The 15238-nt window shown below is 61.0% G+C and carries 14 protein-coding genes; 8 read left to right on the forward strand and 6 right to left on the reverse strand.

Features of this window, described 5'->3' with window-relative positions:
- The first annotated feature begins 2 nt into the window (after positions 1–2).
- The 6 genes from FHT29_RS18600 (at position 3) to lpxK (ending at position 5877) form a co-directional block, all read left to right on the forward strand.
- On the forward strand, positions 3–1355 hold the full coding sequence (locus tag FHT29_RS18600) for a TldD/PmbA family protein (protein ID WP_168599998.1): 1353 nt from the start codon (positions 3–5) through the stop codon (positions 1353–1355).
- 27 nt (positions 1356–1382) lie between these two features.
- Positions 1383–2192, forward strand: a complete 810-nt coding sequence (locus FHT29_RS18605) for a 3'(2'),5'-bisphosphate nucleotidase CysQ (protein WP_037200835.1) — start codon at positions 1383–1385, stop codon at positions 2190–2192.
- A 61-nt stretch (positions 2193–2253) separates the two neighbouring features.
- Complete coding sequence (locus FHT29_RS18610) at positions 2254–2499, forward strand: DUF4170 domain-containing protein (RefSeq protein ID WP_037200836.1); 246 nt, start codon at positions 2254–2256, stop codon at positions 2497–2499.
- A gap of 180 nt (positions 2500–2679) precedes the next feature.
- A complete protein-coding gene (waaA, locus tag FHT29_RS18615; protein WP_168599999.1) occupies positions 2680–3999 on the forward strand; it encodes a lipid IV(A) 3-deoxy-D-manno-octulosonic acid transferase in 1320 nt (439 codons plus the stop codon).
- 12 nt (positions 4000–4011) lie between these two features.
- Positions 4012–4743, forward strand: coding sequence for an HAD family hydrolase (locus tag FHT29_RS18620; protein ID WP_037200839.1), 732 nt, complete (start codon positions 4012–4014; stop codon positions 4741–4743).
- An 84-nt stretch (positions 4744–4827) separates the two neighbouring features.
- The gene (gene lpxK, locus FHT29_RS18625) at positions 4828–5877 is read left to right on the forward strand and encodes a tetraacyldisaccharide 4'-kinase (RefSeq protein WP_113119361.1); all 1050 of its coding nucleotides are present in this window, start codon (positions 4828–4830) and stop codon (positions 5875–5877) included.
- Positions 5878–6011: 134 nt separating this feature from the next.
- Here the strand turns inward: lpxK and FHT29_RS18630 are convergent, their stop codons facing one another.
- Both FHT29_RS18630 and mutL read right to left on the reverse strand, forming a co-directional pair.
- The gene (locus FHT29_RS18630; protein ID WP_047560846.1) at positions 6012–6242 is read right to left on the reverse strand and encodes a DUF2093 domain-containing protein; all 231 of its coding nucleotides are present in this window, start codon (positions 6240–6242) and stop codon (positions 6012–6014) included.
- 83 nt (positions 6243–6325) lie between these two features.
- Entirely contained in the window at positions 6326–8158 is a 1833-nt protein-coding gene (gene mutL, locus FHT29_RS18635) for a DNA mismatch repair endonuclease MutL (protein ID WP_047560923.1), read from the reverse strand.
- Between the two features lie 346 nt (positions 8159–8504).
- Here mutL and FHT29_RS18640 point away from each other — a divergent pair, with 346 nt between their 5' ends.
- Together FHT29_RS18640 and FHT29_RS18645 are read left to right on the forward strand one after the other, a co-directional pair.
- Complete coding sequence (locus FHT29_RS18640; protein WP_047560849.1) at positions 8505–10241, forward strand: response regulator; 1737 nt, start codon at positions 8505–8507, stop codon at positions 10239–10241.
- A 125-nt stretch (positions 10242–10366) separates the two neighbouring features.
- Positions 10367–11722, forward strand: a complete 1356-nt coding sequence (locus tag FHT29_RS18645; protein WP_047560850.1) for an EAL domain-containing protein — start codon at positions 10367–10369, stop codon at positions 11720–11722.
- Between the two features lie 68 nt (positions 11723–11790).
- On the opposite strand, the gene FHT29_RS18650 is transcribed toward FHT29_RS18645, so the two are convergent.
- The 4 genes from FHT29_RS18650 to FHT29_RS18665 form a co-directional block, all read right to left on the reverse strand.
- Positions 11791–12408: a PRC-barrel domain-containing protein gene (locus FHT29_RS18650; RefSeq protein WP_037198489.1), complete on the reverse strand. Its 618-nt coding sequence runs from the start codon at positions 12406–12408 to the stop codon at positions 11791–11793.
- A gap of 355 nt (positions 12409–12763) precedes the next feature.
- Entirely contained in the window at positions 12764–13654 is an 891-nt protein-coding gene (locus FHT29_RS18655; protein ID WP_037198491.1) for an SMP-30/gluconolactonase/LRE family protein, read from the reverse strand.
- Between the two features lie 3 nt (positions 13655–13657).
- Entirely contained in the window at positions 13658–14293 is a 636-nt protein-coding gene (locus FHT29_RS18660; protein ID WP_047560852.1) for a 2-dehydro-3-deoxy-6-phosphogalactonate aldolase, read from the reverse strand.
- Positions 14293–15225, reverse strand: a complete 933-nt coding sequence (locus FHT29_RS18665) for a 2-dehydro-3-deoxygalactonokinase (RefSeq protein WP_168600000.1) — start codon at positions 15223–15225, stop codon at positions 14293–14295. Before FHT29_RS18665 ends, FHT29_RS18660 begins: the two co-directional genes overlap by 1 nt.
- Positions 15226–15238 lie beyond the last annotated feature (13 nt).

The following is a 15238-nucleotide window of genomic DNA, read 5'->3' on the forward strand; positions in this document are numbered from 1 at the left end:
TCATGTCTTCAGAAATCGATTCCGCCGCTCTGCTTTCCCGTGCCAGCCAGTTGATCGACCTTGCCCGGAAAGCCGGGGCGGATGCGGCCGATGCCGTCGTCGTGCGATCGCGAGCCCAGTCCGTCAGCGTTCGCCTCGGCCAGGTGGAGGGCACCGAGTCCTCCGAAAGCGATGATTTCTCACTGAGGGTCTTCGTCGGCAACCGTGTCGCCAGCGTTTCCGCCAATCCCGGTTTCGATCTGCAGGCGCTTGCCGAGCGTGCCGTGGCAATGGCAAAAGTGTCGCCGGAAGATCCGTTCGCCTGCCTTGCCGACGAAGGCGACCTTGCCAAGAGCTACCCCGATCTCGAACTCTTCGATCCCACAGAGGTTTCCTCCGCCGAATTGCGGGAAGCAGCGCTTGCGACCGAAGCGGCGGCGCTCGCCGTGCCCGGCGTCAGCAATTCCGTGGGTGGGTCTGCGTCCGCCGGCATGGGCGGCCTGGTTCTCGTCACCTCACATGGCTTTGCCGGCCACTATATGGGATCGCGCTTCGGCCGCTCCGTCAGCGTCATTGCCGGTGAAGGCACCGGCATGGAACGCGACTATGATTTCGACAGCCGTCTCTATTTCGCCGAGCTGGACACGGCCGAGGAGATCGGGCGCCGCGCTGGCGATCGTGTCGTCAAGCGCATCAATCCGCGCCAGGTTCCCACGGATAAGAACGTCACCGTCGTGTTCGATCCGCGCGTCGCGCGCGGCTTCGTCGGCCACATCGCCGGCGCGATCAACGGCGCCTCCGTTGCCCGCAAGACCAGCTTCCTGCGTGACAAGATGGGCCAGCAGGTCTTGAAGGCCGGGCTTTCGATCACGGACGATCCGCTGGTCGTGCGCGGCCCGGCTTCTCGGCCCTTCGACGGCGAGGGCGTCTCCGGCAAGCGGCTGGTCATGATCGAGGATGGCGTGCTGAAATCCTGGTTCCTCTCCACGTCAGCCGCGCGCGAGATTGGCGGTGGTCTCAAGACCAACGGCCGCGGCGTTCGCGGCGGCACGGCGGTATCCCCGTCCTCCACCAATCTGGCGCTGGAACCGGGCGATATATCCCCGGAGGAGCTGATCCGCAGTGTCGGAACAGGTTTCTACGTCACCGAACTTATCGGTCAGGGCGTCAACATGATCACCGGCGAGTACAGCCGCGGCGCCACAGGCTTCTGGATCGAGAACGGGGAGTTGACCTTCCCGGTTTCGGAGGTGACGATCGCCTCCAATCTGAAGGACATGTTCATGCGCGTGACGCAGGCCAACGACATCGACCGCGATTTCGGCGTCGCCGCCCCGACGCTCGCCATCGAAGGCATGACGCTGGCAGGACGCTGAGGAGTAAGTAGAGATTGGAATCTGTGAATGAGCGATAGCCAGAAGGCCGGCCGGCTGAGCGATGTGGACCTGATTGTCGAGGCCGCGCTCGAGGCAGGTAGGATCGCTCTCGGTTTCTTCCGGCAATCGCCGGAGGTCTGGTGGAAGAATGGTGGCCTCTCTCCGGTGAGCGCCGCCGATTTTGCCGCCAATGAAAGCCTTGCCGCTATCCTGCGTTCGGCGCGCCCCGGCTATGGCTGGCTCTCGGAGGAGACCGATGACGACGCCGATCGGCTGTCGCATCAAACCGTCTTCGTCGTCGATCCGATCGACGGCACCAGGGGCTTCCTCGCCGGATCGGACTTGTGGTGCGTCAGCGTCGCCGTCGTCACGGATGGTCGCCCGGTGGCGGGGGTTCTGTACGCGCCGTCCCTGGATGAGCTGTTCGTGGCGACAGCCGGAGGCGAGGCGTCGAAGAACGGCAAACCGATCCATGTCTCGCAAAGGTTGGGCGACGATCCTCATCGGCTGGCGACGGGCGAAGATATGCTCACGGGCTTCGATCCGGATTTCCGCAAGACGGTCGAACGGGTGAAACACATCCCCTCGCTTGCCTATCGCCTTGCCATGGTTGCGGACGGCCGCCTGGAAGCAACGCTCGTCAAGCGCAATTCCCACGACTGGGATCTGGCAGCCGCCGACCTCATTCTGGAGCGGGCCGGCGGCGCGCTCGTCGATCTCTCCGGCAATGCGCTGCGCTACAATCGCGCCGAAGTATCGCATGACGAGCTTTGCGGCGCGCCGGCATCGCAGCTTCCTGAATTTCTCCGTCAACTTTCGCACCGACGAGACAGTTGACCTTTTGGTCAAAATCCCGCAGATGAAGGGCGGAGGGGGACGACAGTAGAAAGAGACGAAAATGACTGATACCAGCGGCAAAAAGCAGCTCCTGCACCTAGTCTTCGGTGGTGAATTGGAAAACCTCGAAGAGGTCCAGTTCCGCAACCTCAACGAACTCGATATCGTCGGCATGTATCCCGATTATGCGAGTGCCTTGACGGCGTGGAAATCCAAGGCGCAGCAAACTGTCGACAACGCCCATATGCGTTATTTCATCGTCCATTTGCATCGTCTGCTCGATCCGCAGGAAAAAGCGGGATCTTGAGGTCGTTTCATACCGAAATTTGCATTTGATATTTCCCTCCGATGAGGCGTTATCGCTTTAAATCCGACTGTGAAACAGTATCTTTGACACAATAAGAACGAAAAATCGGCCGTTTATTCGGCCGTTTGATAATTGGGATTTGGCATCGATGATGATCAGCTGGGATAGGAGTCGATCGAGATGAGCAGCCTCAGGGCGCGCTTTGCCTTGAGCGCCTATCGTTTTGGCGGGATCGCTGTCTATCCGTTCATCGGACCTTACCTTGCGGTTCGTGCCGCGAAGGGTAAGGAAGATGGTTCCCGCAAACTGGAGCGTTCCGGCTATGCGAGCGCCAACCGCCCGCAAGGGCCGCTGATCTGGTTCCATGCCGCAAGCGTCGGCGAGACCTCGGCGGTCATCCCGCTGATCCGCGAAATCCGTCGTCGCGACATTCACGTCATTCTGACGACCGGCACGATCACCTCGGCAAAGGTGGCGCATGCGCGTCTCGGCGAGGAGGTCATCCATCAATATGTGCCCCTCGATCTGAAGCCGGCGATACGACGTTTCCTCGATTATTGGCAGCCCGATTGCGCGATTTTCGCCGAATCCGAGATCTGGCCGACCACCATCACCGAGCTTGGTCGCCGGCGCATCCCGCAGATCCTCGTCAATGCCCGCATGTCGGACCGCTCCTACGCCCGCTGGAGCAAGCATCCCTCGCTTGCCGAAGCGCTGTTCGAAAATCTCGCTTTGGTCGTTGCCCAGTCCGATCTCGATGGAGAGCGCTTCCGCGATCTCGGTGCCGTGCAGGTGACCAGATCGGGCAATCTCAAGGTGGATACCGACGCGCCGTCCTACGATGCGCCAACGCTTGCCAGCTACATGAAGCAGATCGGCGGCCGCAAGACCTGGGCTGCGGTTTCGACTTTCGAGGGCGAGGAGGCCGCTGCAGCCTCCGTCCACAAGATGCTGAAGGAGCATAACGGCCAGCTCACCATCATCGTGCCCCGCCATCCCGAGCGCTGCGATGCGATCGAGGCGATGCTCGTGGAACAGGGGCTGAAGGTGGCGCGCCGCACTCGCAACGACATACTGTCATCCGACGTGGATGTTTTCCTTGGCGATACGATCGGCGAGATGGGCCTTTATCTGCGCATGACCGAAGTTGCCTTCATGGGCAAATCGCTGTTCAACGAGGGCGGCCAGAATCCACTGGAGCCGGCCATGCTCGGCTGCGCGATCCTGACCGGCGGCCATGTCCAGAATTTCCGCGATGCCTATCAGGTGCTTGCCCGTCGCGGCAGTGCCCGCATGGTGCGCGACACCGAGATGCTGGCTCGCGGCGTTCATTATTTGCTGACCAACGACACGGCGCGGCGCGGCATGATCGATGCCGGTTTCGTGGCCGTGCATGAGATGCGCGGCGCACTGGCAGCAACGATCAAGGGGCTCGAGCCCTATATCAATCCGCTTACGGTGAAGGCGCGGCTGCTGCCGAAGACGATGGCGAACGGCTAGGAAAGGAACGGCATGGCGGCGGTCAAGCTGGGAGCGATTGCGGGGCTTCTTTTCGACAAGGACGGCACGCTGCTCGACTATGACGCGAGCTGGTTGCCGGTCAATCGCGAGCTTGCCCGAATTGCCGCGCATGACGATGCCGTCCTCGCGGATCATCTGCTTTCCGCATGCGGCATGGATCCCAAGACAGGCCATATCGTGCCGGACAGTCTGCTGGCGGCCGGCAACACGCGCCAGATTTCCGAAGGTCTTGTGGCGGCCGGCTCGAAGATGGACCTATCGGAGCTGATAGAAAGGCTCGACGCACTCTTTGCGCACGCGGCGGATTTTTCCTCGCCCGTCACCGATCTCGCCGGCTTCTTCCGTCGGTTGCATGAACGGGGCTACAAGCTCGGGGTCGCCTCCAGCGATAACGAGCGCTCCATTCGCCAGACCGCCCGCCGCTTCGGTTTCATCGACTATCTCGATTACATCGCCGGCTACGACAGCGGTTTCGGCACCAAGCCGGAGCCGGGCATGGTGCTCGGCTTCTATGCGGCAACCGGTCTTTCGCCAGTACAGGTCGCTGTCGTCGGCGACAACAATCACGATCTTCACATGGGGCGCAACGCCGGCGTGGGGCTGACCGTCGGCGTGCTGACGGGAACCGGCTCGCGCGAGACGCTGACAGCCGCATCCGACTATTGCCTCAACGACATTACCGAACTGGAGAGCCTGCTCATGCCGGTCGCTCAATTGGCGTGATCTTGCCAAAGGCTTGCTTTTTCACCCGATCTGCCCTTTTCTGCCGCCTTGCTGAAGGCGCAGGGGCGAGGCTGGATTAGAAATATGGTATCGGAAGCACCACCTTTCTGGTGGCGAAAACCGGATTGGCGTGCCTGGGGGCTCTCACCCTTTTCCTTCCTCTATGGTCGCATTGCCGGACACCGCATGGTGAACGGCAAACGAGCCTCCGTGCCGGTGCCGGTCATTTGCGTCGGCAACTTCACGGTCGGCGGGGCCGGCAAGACGCCGACGGCGCTCGCTCTGGCCCAGGCTGCGAAAGCCAAGGGCATGAAGCCCGGGTTCCTCAGCCGGGGCTATGGCGGCTCTCTTGATGTTACCACAGTGGTCGATCCCGAGCATCACCATGCCACGGCTGTCGGCGATGAGCCGCTGCTGCTTGCCCGCGAGGCGCTGACGGTAATTGCCCGTCGCCGTGCCGAGGGCGCGGAGCGGCTTGTGCGTGAAGGCGCGGATCTCATCATCATGGATGACGGTTTCCAGAGCGCGCAGCTAGCAATCGATTATGCACTGGTGGTGATCGATGCCGGCAGAGGCATCGGCAATGGCCATCTCGTTCCCGGCGGTCCGGTGCGCGCGCCGCTGCGCACGCAGCTTCTCTATGCATCCGCTTTGTTGAAGGTCGGCGATGGCAATGCCGCCGATCGCATCGTTCGGCTTGCCGCGCGGGCCGGAAAACCCTTCTTCGCCGCCTCCGTCAAGGTGCGCGGCCAGGAGGATCTGCGCGGGCGCAATGTGCTCGCTTTCGCCGGCATCGCCGACCCCGGCAAATTCTTCCGCACGGTCGAAACGCTCGGGGCGAATATCGCCATCCGCCGCACTTTCGGAGATCATGAGCATCCGGGCGAGGACGAGGTTGCGGATATTCTCGATATCGCAGCGCGCGAAGACCTCCAGATTGTCACGACATCAAAGGATTACGTTCGCCTGATCGGTCATCACGGCCGCGCCGACGAGCTGCTTGAGCGTTGCCGCGTCATCGAGATCGATATGGTTTTCGACGATCCGCAGGCTCCGAAGCTGATCATCGACAGGGCGATCGCGACGGCTCGCGAACGGCGCTTACGGGAAGGAAGGACCGGCAAAAGCGGCTAGAGCGGTTGCGCGCTTCACGGAATCGCCTAACCGCTCTGGCTTATTGTTTTTGCGCAATTCCAGGAAAATCGCTACGCACTTTTCCTGGAATTGCTCTAAAGCTGCCGGCCTGTGTCAGGCATAAGCCAAGATATTCAGCGTTTCTGGTTGGGAAGCGCGCCTGCCCGCTTTTCGGCCTCCAGCGAGGACATCACATCGGCATAGGGTTCCTGCCGGGCAACGCTCCAGTAGCGCAGCTCATCGAGTGCAATGCGCTGGCCGGTCATGGCGCAGATGACGTACGAGCCCGGCATCAGGATCTGGAAGTCGCCGTCGAGGTAGCGAACTTTCGCCTCGCGGTTCCCATGTCCTTCGAAAAGATTCATCTGATGCCGTCCTCGATCTCTGTCACCTGTTTGCCATACCGCGCCGGACGGGACTTTTCCAGTCCTTTCGAAACGGGGCGTCTTCAGCTGCGCCCGAAGAGCCGTTCGATGTCCGAGAGCTTCAGCTCTATATAGGTCGGCCGGCCGTGGTTGCACTGGCCCGAGCCCGGCGTCGCTTCCATCTGGCGCAGCAGCGCGTTCATCTCCTCCGGCCGCAGCCGCCGCCCTGAGCGTACCGAACCGTGGCAGGCCATGGTCGCGGCCACATATTCCAGCTTCGCGGCAAGCCCGGAGGCGGTGTCCCACTCGGCGATCTCATCGGCCAACTGTCGGATAAGCCCTTGCGCATCGACCTCGCCAAGCATGGCCGGCGTCTCCCGCACGGCAATTGCGCCAGGACCGAAGCGCTCGACGGCAAGGCCAAGCTCGCCAAGCTCTTCGGCAAACGCCATCAGCCGGTCGCAATCCTCTTCCGGCAAGTCGACGATCTCGGGGATCAGCAGGACCTGCGAGGATAGCCGCTTCGAATGCAGGGCCTTGCGCATCGCTTCGAATACCAGCCGCTCATGCGCCGCATGCTGATCGACGATGACGAGACCGTTTTCAGTCTGCGCGACGATATAATTCTCGTGCAGCTGGGCGCGGGCAGCGCCCAGCGGAAAGCGGGACGGTTCTTCGGCACGCATCGGCTCTATCGGCTGAGCAGCCTCGGCGCGGGCAGTGGGCATGGCAAGCCCGTCGAAGGCAGCCTGAGACCTTTCCGTGAAACCGTATCCTCCGGCTGTCGCGGTCCTCTCATAAGGGCGTGATGGCGATGTTTCTGGCGTCCAAGGAGCGGCCGCGGGCGATGGCCGCCATCCCGGCTGGAAGCCCGAGCGGCCGGCGGTGAAAGCGCGCAGCATGCCATCCGCCCCCGTCGTTGCGGCACGATCGCCCTCCCGCACCAATGCCTCGCGGATCGCGCCGACGATGAGGCCGCGCACGAGGCCGGGATCGCGGAAGCGCACATCCGATTTCGCCGGATGCACATTGACGTCCACAAGCGCCGGGTCGACCGTCAGCGAGAGGACGGCGACGGGGTAGCGGCCGGAGGGAATGGTTTCGGCATAGGCGCCGCGGATCGCCGACAGGATCAGCTTGTCCTGAACTGGCCTGCCGTTGACGAAGGCATATTGGTGTGCCGAGTTGCCGCGATTGAATGTGGGAACGCCGGCAAAGCCGGTGAGGCCCACATCCTCGCGCATGGCGTCGAGCGCGATGGCGTTATCCTTGAAATCCGCGCCGAGCACTTGCGCCATGCGCGCGAGATGATCGTTACCGGTCGCGGGAAATTCGAGCGTCGAACGGTCGCTGCCCGACAGCACGAAACGCACCTGTGGGAAGGCGATCGCCATGCGCTTGACGACCTCGGTGATGGCAGCCGCTTCCGCCCTCTCGGTCTTCAGGAATTTGAGGCGCGCCGGCGTCGCAAAGAACAGGTCACGCACCTCGACGATCGTGCCGGGATTGGCCGCCGCCGGGCGCAGATGCAATACCTTTCCGCCGGCAACAGCAATCTCCGTGCCGCCGGCCGCACCCGTCCTGCGGCTGGCGATCGACAGCCTCGCCACGGAAGCGATGGAGGGCAGGGCCTCGCCGCGAAAGCCGAGCGTGCGAATATCCTCCAGCGTATCCGAGATTTTCGACGTGCAGTGGCGCCTGACCGCGAGTTCGAGGTCTGCCTCTTCCATTCCGGAGCCGTTGTCGCTTACCCTCAGCAGCGCCTTGCCGCCGCCTGCCGTGGCGATTTCGATGCGCGTTGCGCCGGCATCGATCGCGTTCTCGATCAGCTCCTTGGCAGCACTTGCCGGCCGCTCGATGACTTCGCCCGCGGCGATCTGGTTGATCAGTGTTTCGGAAAGTTGCTTGATGGCCATGGCTTCATTCTCGTGGATTCGCGGCAGTGTGAAAAGAGGAAAGGCGGTGCTCGTGTCATCATCCACCCGTTTCCATCCAGGGGCTTTGTTAAGAAATTTAATCAATGTTTAAGGGAATGATGACAGGTTGCGTGACAAGAAGCTTGAAATGACTACAGGTGGCGCGCTTCGTGCACGCTGGAGGCTCTTGATGGCAGGTTGGTGGCCGTCAACTCTCATGAGCCAGGTTCCATCTGTTTCAAGTGGCAAGGCCAGCATGATATTTTCATAAATTTGCCTTGCAGAGTGAGTGCCGCTCTGTCGATTTTTCGTGCTGTGAAACTGGTTGGGTGTAGGGATCGGACGAATGACTGCCGGAATTGAAAAGGCAGCCTTGGCAATCATGACTGAAGATGCGCTTTCCGGCGGCAATCTGCAGACAATGCTTTTTGACGCCCTCTGTGACGGACTGTCCAGCGCCCTCTTCGCCTACGACAAGAACGATCTGCTGTTGTTCGCCAGCCGTCAGGTCCTGAACTTCTTTCCGATCCAACCTGAATTCCTGCGACCCTCGACGCGACTGCGCGACTTCCTGGGCGCCGTGTTCGACACGGGCATACGGACTCGGGACCGCGGCCAGGCCAAGTCTTCGGCCAACCGTGAAAACTGGATCTCGCAGCGCATCGCCTCGCACTGGCGCGAGCGGTTTGAGACGACCGAACACTTTTCGGATGAGCGCTGGGTTCGCATCATCAAGCGCCGACTACCGTCTGGCATTGGCGTCTGCATCGTCTCCGATATTTCCGAAGTGAAGAAACGCGAGGAGCAGTGGCGCGTCGACATGGAGCGCGTGCAGCTTACTGAGGACATCCTCGACAACCTGCCGTTCCCGCTTTTCGTCAAGGACCAGAACATGGTCTATGTCGCTGTCAACAGGGCGTTCTGCGATAAATACCAGGCGGTGGCCGACGAGGTGCTGGGTCGCAAGGGCACCGATCTCTTCTCCACCGATCTTGCCAATCGCTTTCATGAGAGTGACCGGCATGTCATCGAGACCGGCGAGATGTCGATCTCGCGGCAGCGTCAGATTGGCCGAGACGGCGTCGTGCGCGATATCGTCACGCGCAAGCAGCGCATCGGCAAACCCGGCCGTTACTTCCTCGTGGGCACCATGCAGGATCTGCCGAAGGACGGAGGCGATTTCGATGAATTCGCCCATGCTTCCCAGATCAGGGAGAACAACGACCGGTCCTATCGGCGCGCCTATGTTCCCATGGCTGCTTTACAAACCATTTCGCGCCGTCCGGCTGCCATGGAGACCTTCGTCCCGGAGAATTTCAGTGGCCGCAGGATTCTGGTCGTCACGGCCGATTTTGCCGCGGAGACGGCCGCGCTGAAAACGCTCGGGAATTACGGCTTCGAGGCATGTGTCGTTCATAATGAGAACGAAGAGGCGGCGTTTCTCGATGTGGCAAGCGCGCACGGCGTCAAGATCGATCTTGTGATCGTCGACAACCAGCTCGGCAAGCGCGGCATCGAACTGGCCGAGCGGCAGAACGTCTCCGCTCTCTCCCTCGATGGTTCGCAACTCTCCACCGAGCTCACATTCCTGATCGCACGTCATTTCAACCGGAATATACGCGGCGAGCTCGGGGACATTGCCGAGCCGGGGATAGGTCAGGAATGGCGGGTCGCCGCCGGTGAAAGCCGCAGCATCCAGATCCTCGTCGCTGAAGACAATGATATAAATCAGATCGTCTTTTCACAGATTCTCGAAGGCCTCGGGTACAGCTATGCAATTGCTGCGAGCGGCGATGAGGCAGCGCGAATGTGGAGCGAGCACCGCCCCGAACTGATCCTTATGGATATTTCGTTGCCGGGCCTCAACGGCTTCGAGGCGGCGCGCCTGATCCGTGGCGCGGAAAAGGGCAGCGGATCGCATACGCCGATCATCGGTGTGCTGCCCCAGGCTTTCGAGCGCGATCGCAAGGAATGCGGGGAGGCTGGCATGGATGACGTCATCCTGAAGCCCGTCAGCCCTGATATTATCGAGACCGTATTCCAGAAGCACCTGTGCAGCGCCGCTAAAGCAAAAAACAGATAAGTATCGCAATGGTATAGCGCCGACGGCAAGTTATCGCTCACATCGAATGAGTATCACCCTGCCATCCTTTGTTAAGACTTAGCCCTCATGCTTTTTCCAGGGTGGAGAAAACGTCGGAATCGAATATGAAATCGGCTGAAATACCGCTTGGGCCAGTCAGTCAGGAATTGCAGGCAACAGCATATACCGATCCGCTGACCGGATTGGGCAATCGTCATCGCATGCGCGAGCGCACGCGACAGCTTTCGCTTGAGCGCGCCAGCGATCCCGCCCCCTTCACCATCGGCATCGCCAATCTGGATGCCTTCAAGCCAATCAATGATCTTTTCGGCGTCGAAGCCGGCGATGAAATTCTCTGCCAGGTTGCGCATCGCCTCAAGGCGTGCATTCCGGATGGTGCGACGGTGACCCGCCATGACGGCGACGAATTCGCTTTTGTCCTGCCGCTGGTCTTCGAACGCGTCGGCGCCGAAAAATTCGGCCAGATGATCCGCGAAGTGCTGTCGGCGCCGTATGATCTCGGCGACCGCAACGTTCGCCTTTCCGCCTCCTTCGGCTTTGCCATCCATCCCTTCGCCGGCGACGAATTCGACGATCTCCTCAAGAATGCCGAGACCGCGCTTTATCGCTCCAAGCGTCGCGGCCGTGGCCAGATCACCGTCTATTCCAAGGAGATCGCACAGGAGATGAAGCGCGCGACGCAGCTCGAGCAGGCGCTGCGCAATGCCATCATTTCGGATGTCATCGATGTGCATTTCCAGCCGATCGTTTCGCTCGCCAATAATATGGTTCTCGGTTTCGAGGCCCTGGCTCGCTGGAACGATCCCGATCTCGGCTTCGTCTCACCTGCCGTCTTCGTGCCGCTGGCCGAGGAGCGCGGCTTTATCGACGCATTATCCGAGGCCCTTTTGCGAAAAGCTGCCGAGGCTGCGCTCTCGTGGCCACGCGAGCTTTTTCTGTCCTTCAATCTGTCCTCGGCGCAGTTGATGGACCCCGGCACCAGCAGCAGCGTCCTTGCCATTCTCGCCCGCGTCGGCCTGGACCCGCATCGCCTGGAGCTCGAAATCACCGAAACGGCGGTCATGAGTTCGGCCGACACGGCGCATCGCATCATTGCCGATCTCAGGGCAGTGGGCGTGCGTATCTCCCTTGACGATTTCGGCACCGGGCAATCCAGCCTCGGCCGCTTGCGCGAATTCATCTTCGACAAGGTGAAGATCGATCGCGCCTTCGTTTCGCGCATGAATTCGGACAGAGCCTCCGAACATATCATCAAGGCGGTTCTTGCCATGTGTGAAGGGCTGGAGCTGCGCGTGGTCGCCGAAGGCATCGAAGAACATGCGGAAGCCGCAAAGTTGAAGGCGTTGGGCTGTGCCATGGGGCAGGGCTATTATTTCGGCAAGCCCGTGGATAGCGTCGCCACGCTTCGCTATCTGCAGACCCATTATTTCGAAGCCGCCAGCGAGCGCGAGATCGCATAGGCTGAAAAATAATCCAAAAAAGGCGGCCCCTGAGGGCCGCCGCTTGTCCGTCTATCTGACCACCTGGGTTACTTGTTGGTGGTCGACGATGTCGTCGTGTTGTCCGTTGCCGGCATTGTCGACGTTCCAGCCGAACTTGCGGCCTTGTCGGAAGCTTGCATCGCAAGCGTCTTGAACTCCGGCGCAGCCTTCAATGACTCAGCCGTTTCGGTCGTCGTCAGCTTGATGGTGCCATCCTGAGCATTCTGGGTGGCACTGATCTTGTCGAACGGGACTGCGACGTTCTTCTGGCCCATGCCAAGGAAGCCGCCGACGCCGACGATCGCGGCGACAACACCGCCCTGCTTCTGCAGGATCAGATCGTTGATGCTGCCGATGCTTTCGTTCTTACCGTTATAGACAGACTGACCCATATAGGTCTTGGCGCTGATCTGGTCTGCCGACTGTTCGGTCAGATTACCGGCTTGTTCCGTGCCGGTCATGGCGGCGGGAGCCTGTGCCTTGGTCTGCGGAGCCGCACTATCCGGCTTCGTTGTGTCGGGTGTGGCCGGAGCCTTCTGCGACAACGGTGCGCCGCTGCCGCCGGTCGACGGTTGCTGCGACTGCGCGAAAGCCATTGGTGAGAGAACGGATGCAGTGGCAAAGATTGCGCCTGCGGCGACGGAAGTGAAGAGTTTCCCAGTCATCGTGAACCTACCTTTCATTCTGATGGGCATGCTCTAAGAAGCGCATGCATACCAGTACGAGTGGAGCCTTTGTTTTGCCGACCATCATCGTACCGGTCGTAGAGGCTAATGGTTCACGGAGGCTTTGGTTCCGTTAAAAGTTGCAGAAAGAAAATTTGTCGGAGCGACAGACCGAGAGAATATTATGAAAAAACAATTTGTTATGAAGATCAAAAACAACCTGGAAGATTGAGCGGAGTGGTGATGAAGGATCGTGCCCGCTCATCTTTGGTGGCGCGGGGCTTGATCTGTTACGGCGCTAATTCGCATCGCGGGCACCACCTTCGCACCCGCAACGCGCGAAGGCGGCCTTCGTTCAAAGCTTGTATCGCGGATCGAAAACGCCCCTGACCGTCGCGCCAAGTTCCAGAAGCGCACCGGCCTGCGGCTGCATGGAGCGAGCTTCGTCATCAAGCCCTTCCCAGGCGGTCGTCACCGCCAGCCGATCAGCGTTCTTGCCGATGAAGGCGGGGCAGGAGGGCTGCATCGCGGGCACGCGATAGCGCTCGATACGCAGGCCGTCCGGGCTGTACTTGTCGACGAAGCCGGAGCCCCAGCGCGCATTCCAGATATAGCCGTCGGCATCGCAGACCGAGCCGTCAAGGCCGCCTGGGTCCTCCATGCTGTCGACCATCACAATCGGTTCACCTGCCGGAAGCCCGGTCTCCGGATCGACCAGCACGCGCATGAGCTGGCTGACGCGAGTATCGGTGAAATAGCCGATCGTGCCATCGGGCGAAAAGCAGATCGAATTCGGAATGCTGATCTGGTCGAAGATCTTGGTGACCTTGCCGCCGGCTGCCACATGATAGATGGCGCCCGCCTGCATCTCGGCGCGCTTGCCCATGGTGCCGATCCATAGGGATCCGGAAACATGCGTACGCCCGTCATTGGAACGGTTCTCAGGCTTGTCGGCTTCGATCGCCGCATAGAAGCTCAGTTCGCCGCTGGCGATGTCGCGCAGGAATAGCCCCTCTTCGGTGGCGATCATCTGTCGCTCTGCGTCGACGCGGGCGAGCACGCTCGCCATCATTGGCAGCTCGTGAACCTGCTTCTTGCCGGTCGGCAGATGCAGCTCGTGCAATTCCTTCCCGAGGATGTTGAACCACCAGACCGTGTCCGTATCGGGATCGTAGGTTGGGCCTTCGCCCAGGACAGATGAAGTATTGCAGAGAATATTGCCCTGAAAATCATGAATATCGGTCATAGATCAGGCTCCTATGGCTTCGTCATAGGCATAGATGGTTGCCTTGGCGCGTTCGGCAACCTCCTCTGCCGTCATTCCCGGCTTGTAAAGGCTGGTGCCGAGGCCGAAAGCGAGAATGCCGGCCTTGGTGTAATCCGCGAAATTCTTGTCCGAAACGCCGCCGACGGCAGCGATAACAAGCTCCGGTGGCAAAACGGCACGGATAGCGGTAATGCCGGAAGCGCCGAGCACACCCGCCGGGAAAAATTTGAGACCCGTGGCGCCGGCCTTTGCCGCGGAAAGCGCCTCCGTGGCGGTGAACACGCCGGGCATTGTCACCATGCCCTTGTCGCGGGCGCGGCTGATGATCGCAGGCTCGACATTCGGCGTGACAAGCAGCTTGCCGCCGGCGCCATCCAGTCTGTCGACGTCCTCGATGGTCAGCACGGTGCCGGCTCCGATCAGGCAGTCGGCAGGCGCCATCTTGGCGGCGATTTTGATCGAGCGGAAAGGTTCGGGCGAGTTCAACGGGATCTCGATGGCGGTGAAGCCGGTCTCGATCAGAGCGCCGACGATATCGGCCGTTTCCTCCGGCTTGATGCCGCGAAGAATGGCAATGAGCGGGCGCTTCATGGGAGGGAAGGGAATGCGGGTCGTCATCAGCTTTTGCTTTCGTTCTTGAGCCAGATCGCTTCCGCCGCCGCGGAAAGTCCGCGACGGACGGCGGCATCGGCATCGATGGTCTTGTGGGAGAGAGATAGGGTGCGGAATGCATCCTCATAGAGAGCCTGCAGGCGTCCGGAAGCGACGAGCATGATGGATGCTCCCTGTCCGGCGGAAGCCAAAGCGCCGGCAATCTCGGCGCCGATCAGCGTGCCTGATATCAACGCCTGGGCGCCGGCAGCCGTCAGTCCGTGCAGAAGCTGGCCGGAGCGGGCGGTGAACAGCAGATTGGTAGCGAGCGCCGGCTTGTCGAAAGCAACCTTGAGCGCGGCTTCGAAGGCCCCGGTATCGGTGGGCATGTCGGCGCTGCCGGCAACGGCATGCGACAGAATGCTATGCTTGGTGATGACGTCAAAGAGTTCGCCGGTCATGAAGGTCGAGAAACCCATCACCTGGCCGTCGACCACGCGCACCCATTTCGAATGTGTCCCCGGCATGCAGACGAGCTGCTCGCCCTTTGTATCGGCGGCGATCGCGCCGAGCAACTGCGTTTCCTCGCCGCGCATGACGTCAGGCGCTTGCCTGCTGCGTTGCGCTAGACCCGGCAGGATACGAACATCGCGCGACTGTCCGGGGACGGCGACCGCGCCGGTGAGAATGGCGGCAAGCGATGTCGGCGTGTCGATGTAGCCGGCTTCCACCCAGCCCTGGCGCGCGCCAGCCATGCCGCATACGATCACGGGAATATCTGCCGGCGCCGAGAGTGCATCCAGGTGCGCCTGCAATACCCCTGCAAAGCCTGTCTGAGCCGCCGTGGTCATGCCTTCGCCACTGCGCCGCTCCCCCAGAATACTGCCATCCTGGCCGATCAGCCATAGCCGAAAACTGCTGGTGCCCCAGTCCACCGCGACATATGCGGGTTTCGTCATAAGAAAATGCTCC

It is taken from the genome of Rhizobium sp. SG741, assembly GCF_012275435.1.
GTDB lineage: Bacteria > Pseudomonadota > Alphaproteobacteria > Rhizobiales > Rhizobiaceae > Rhizobium > Rhizobium lusitanum.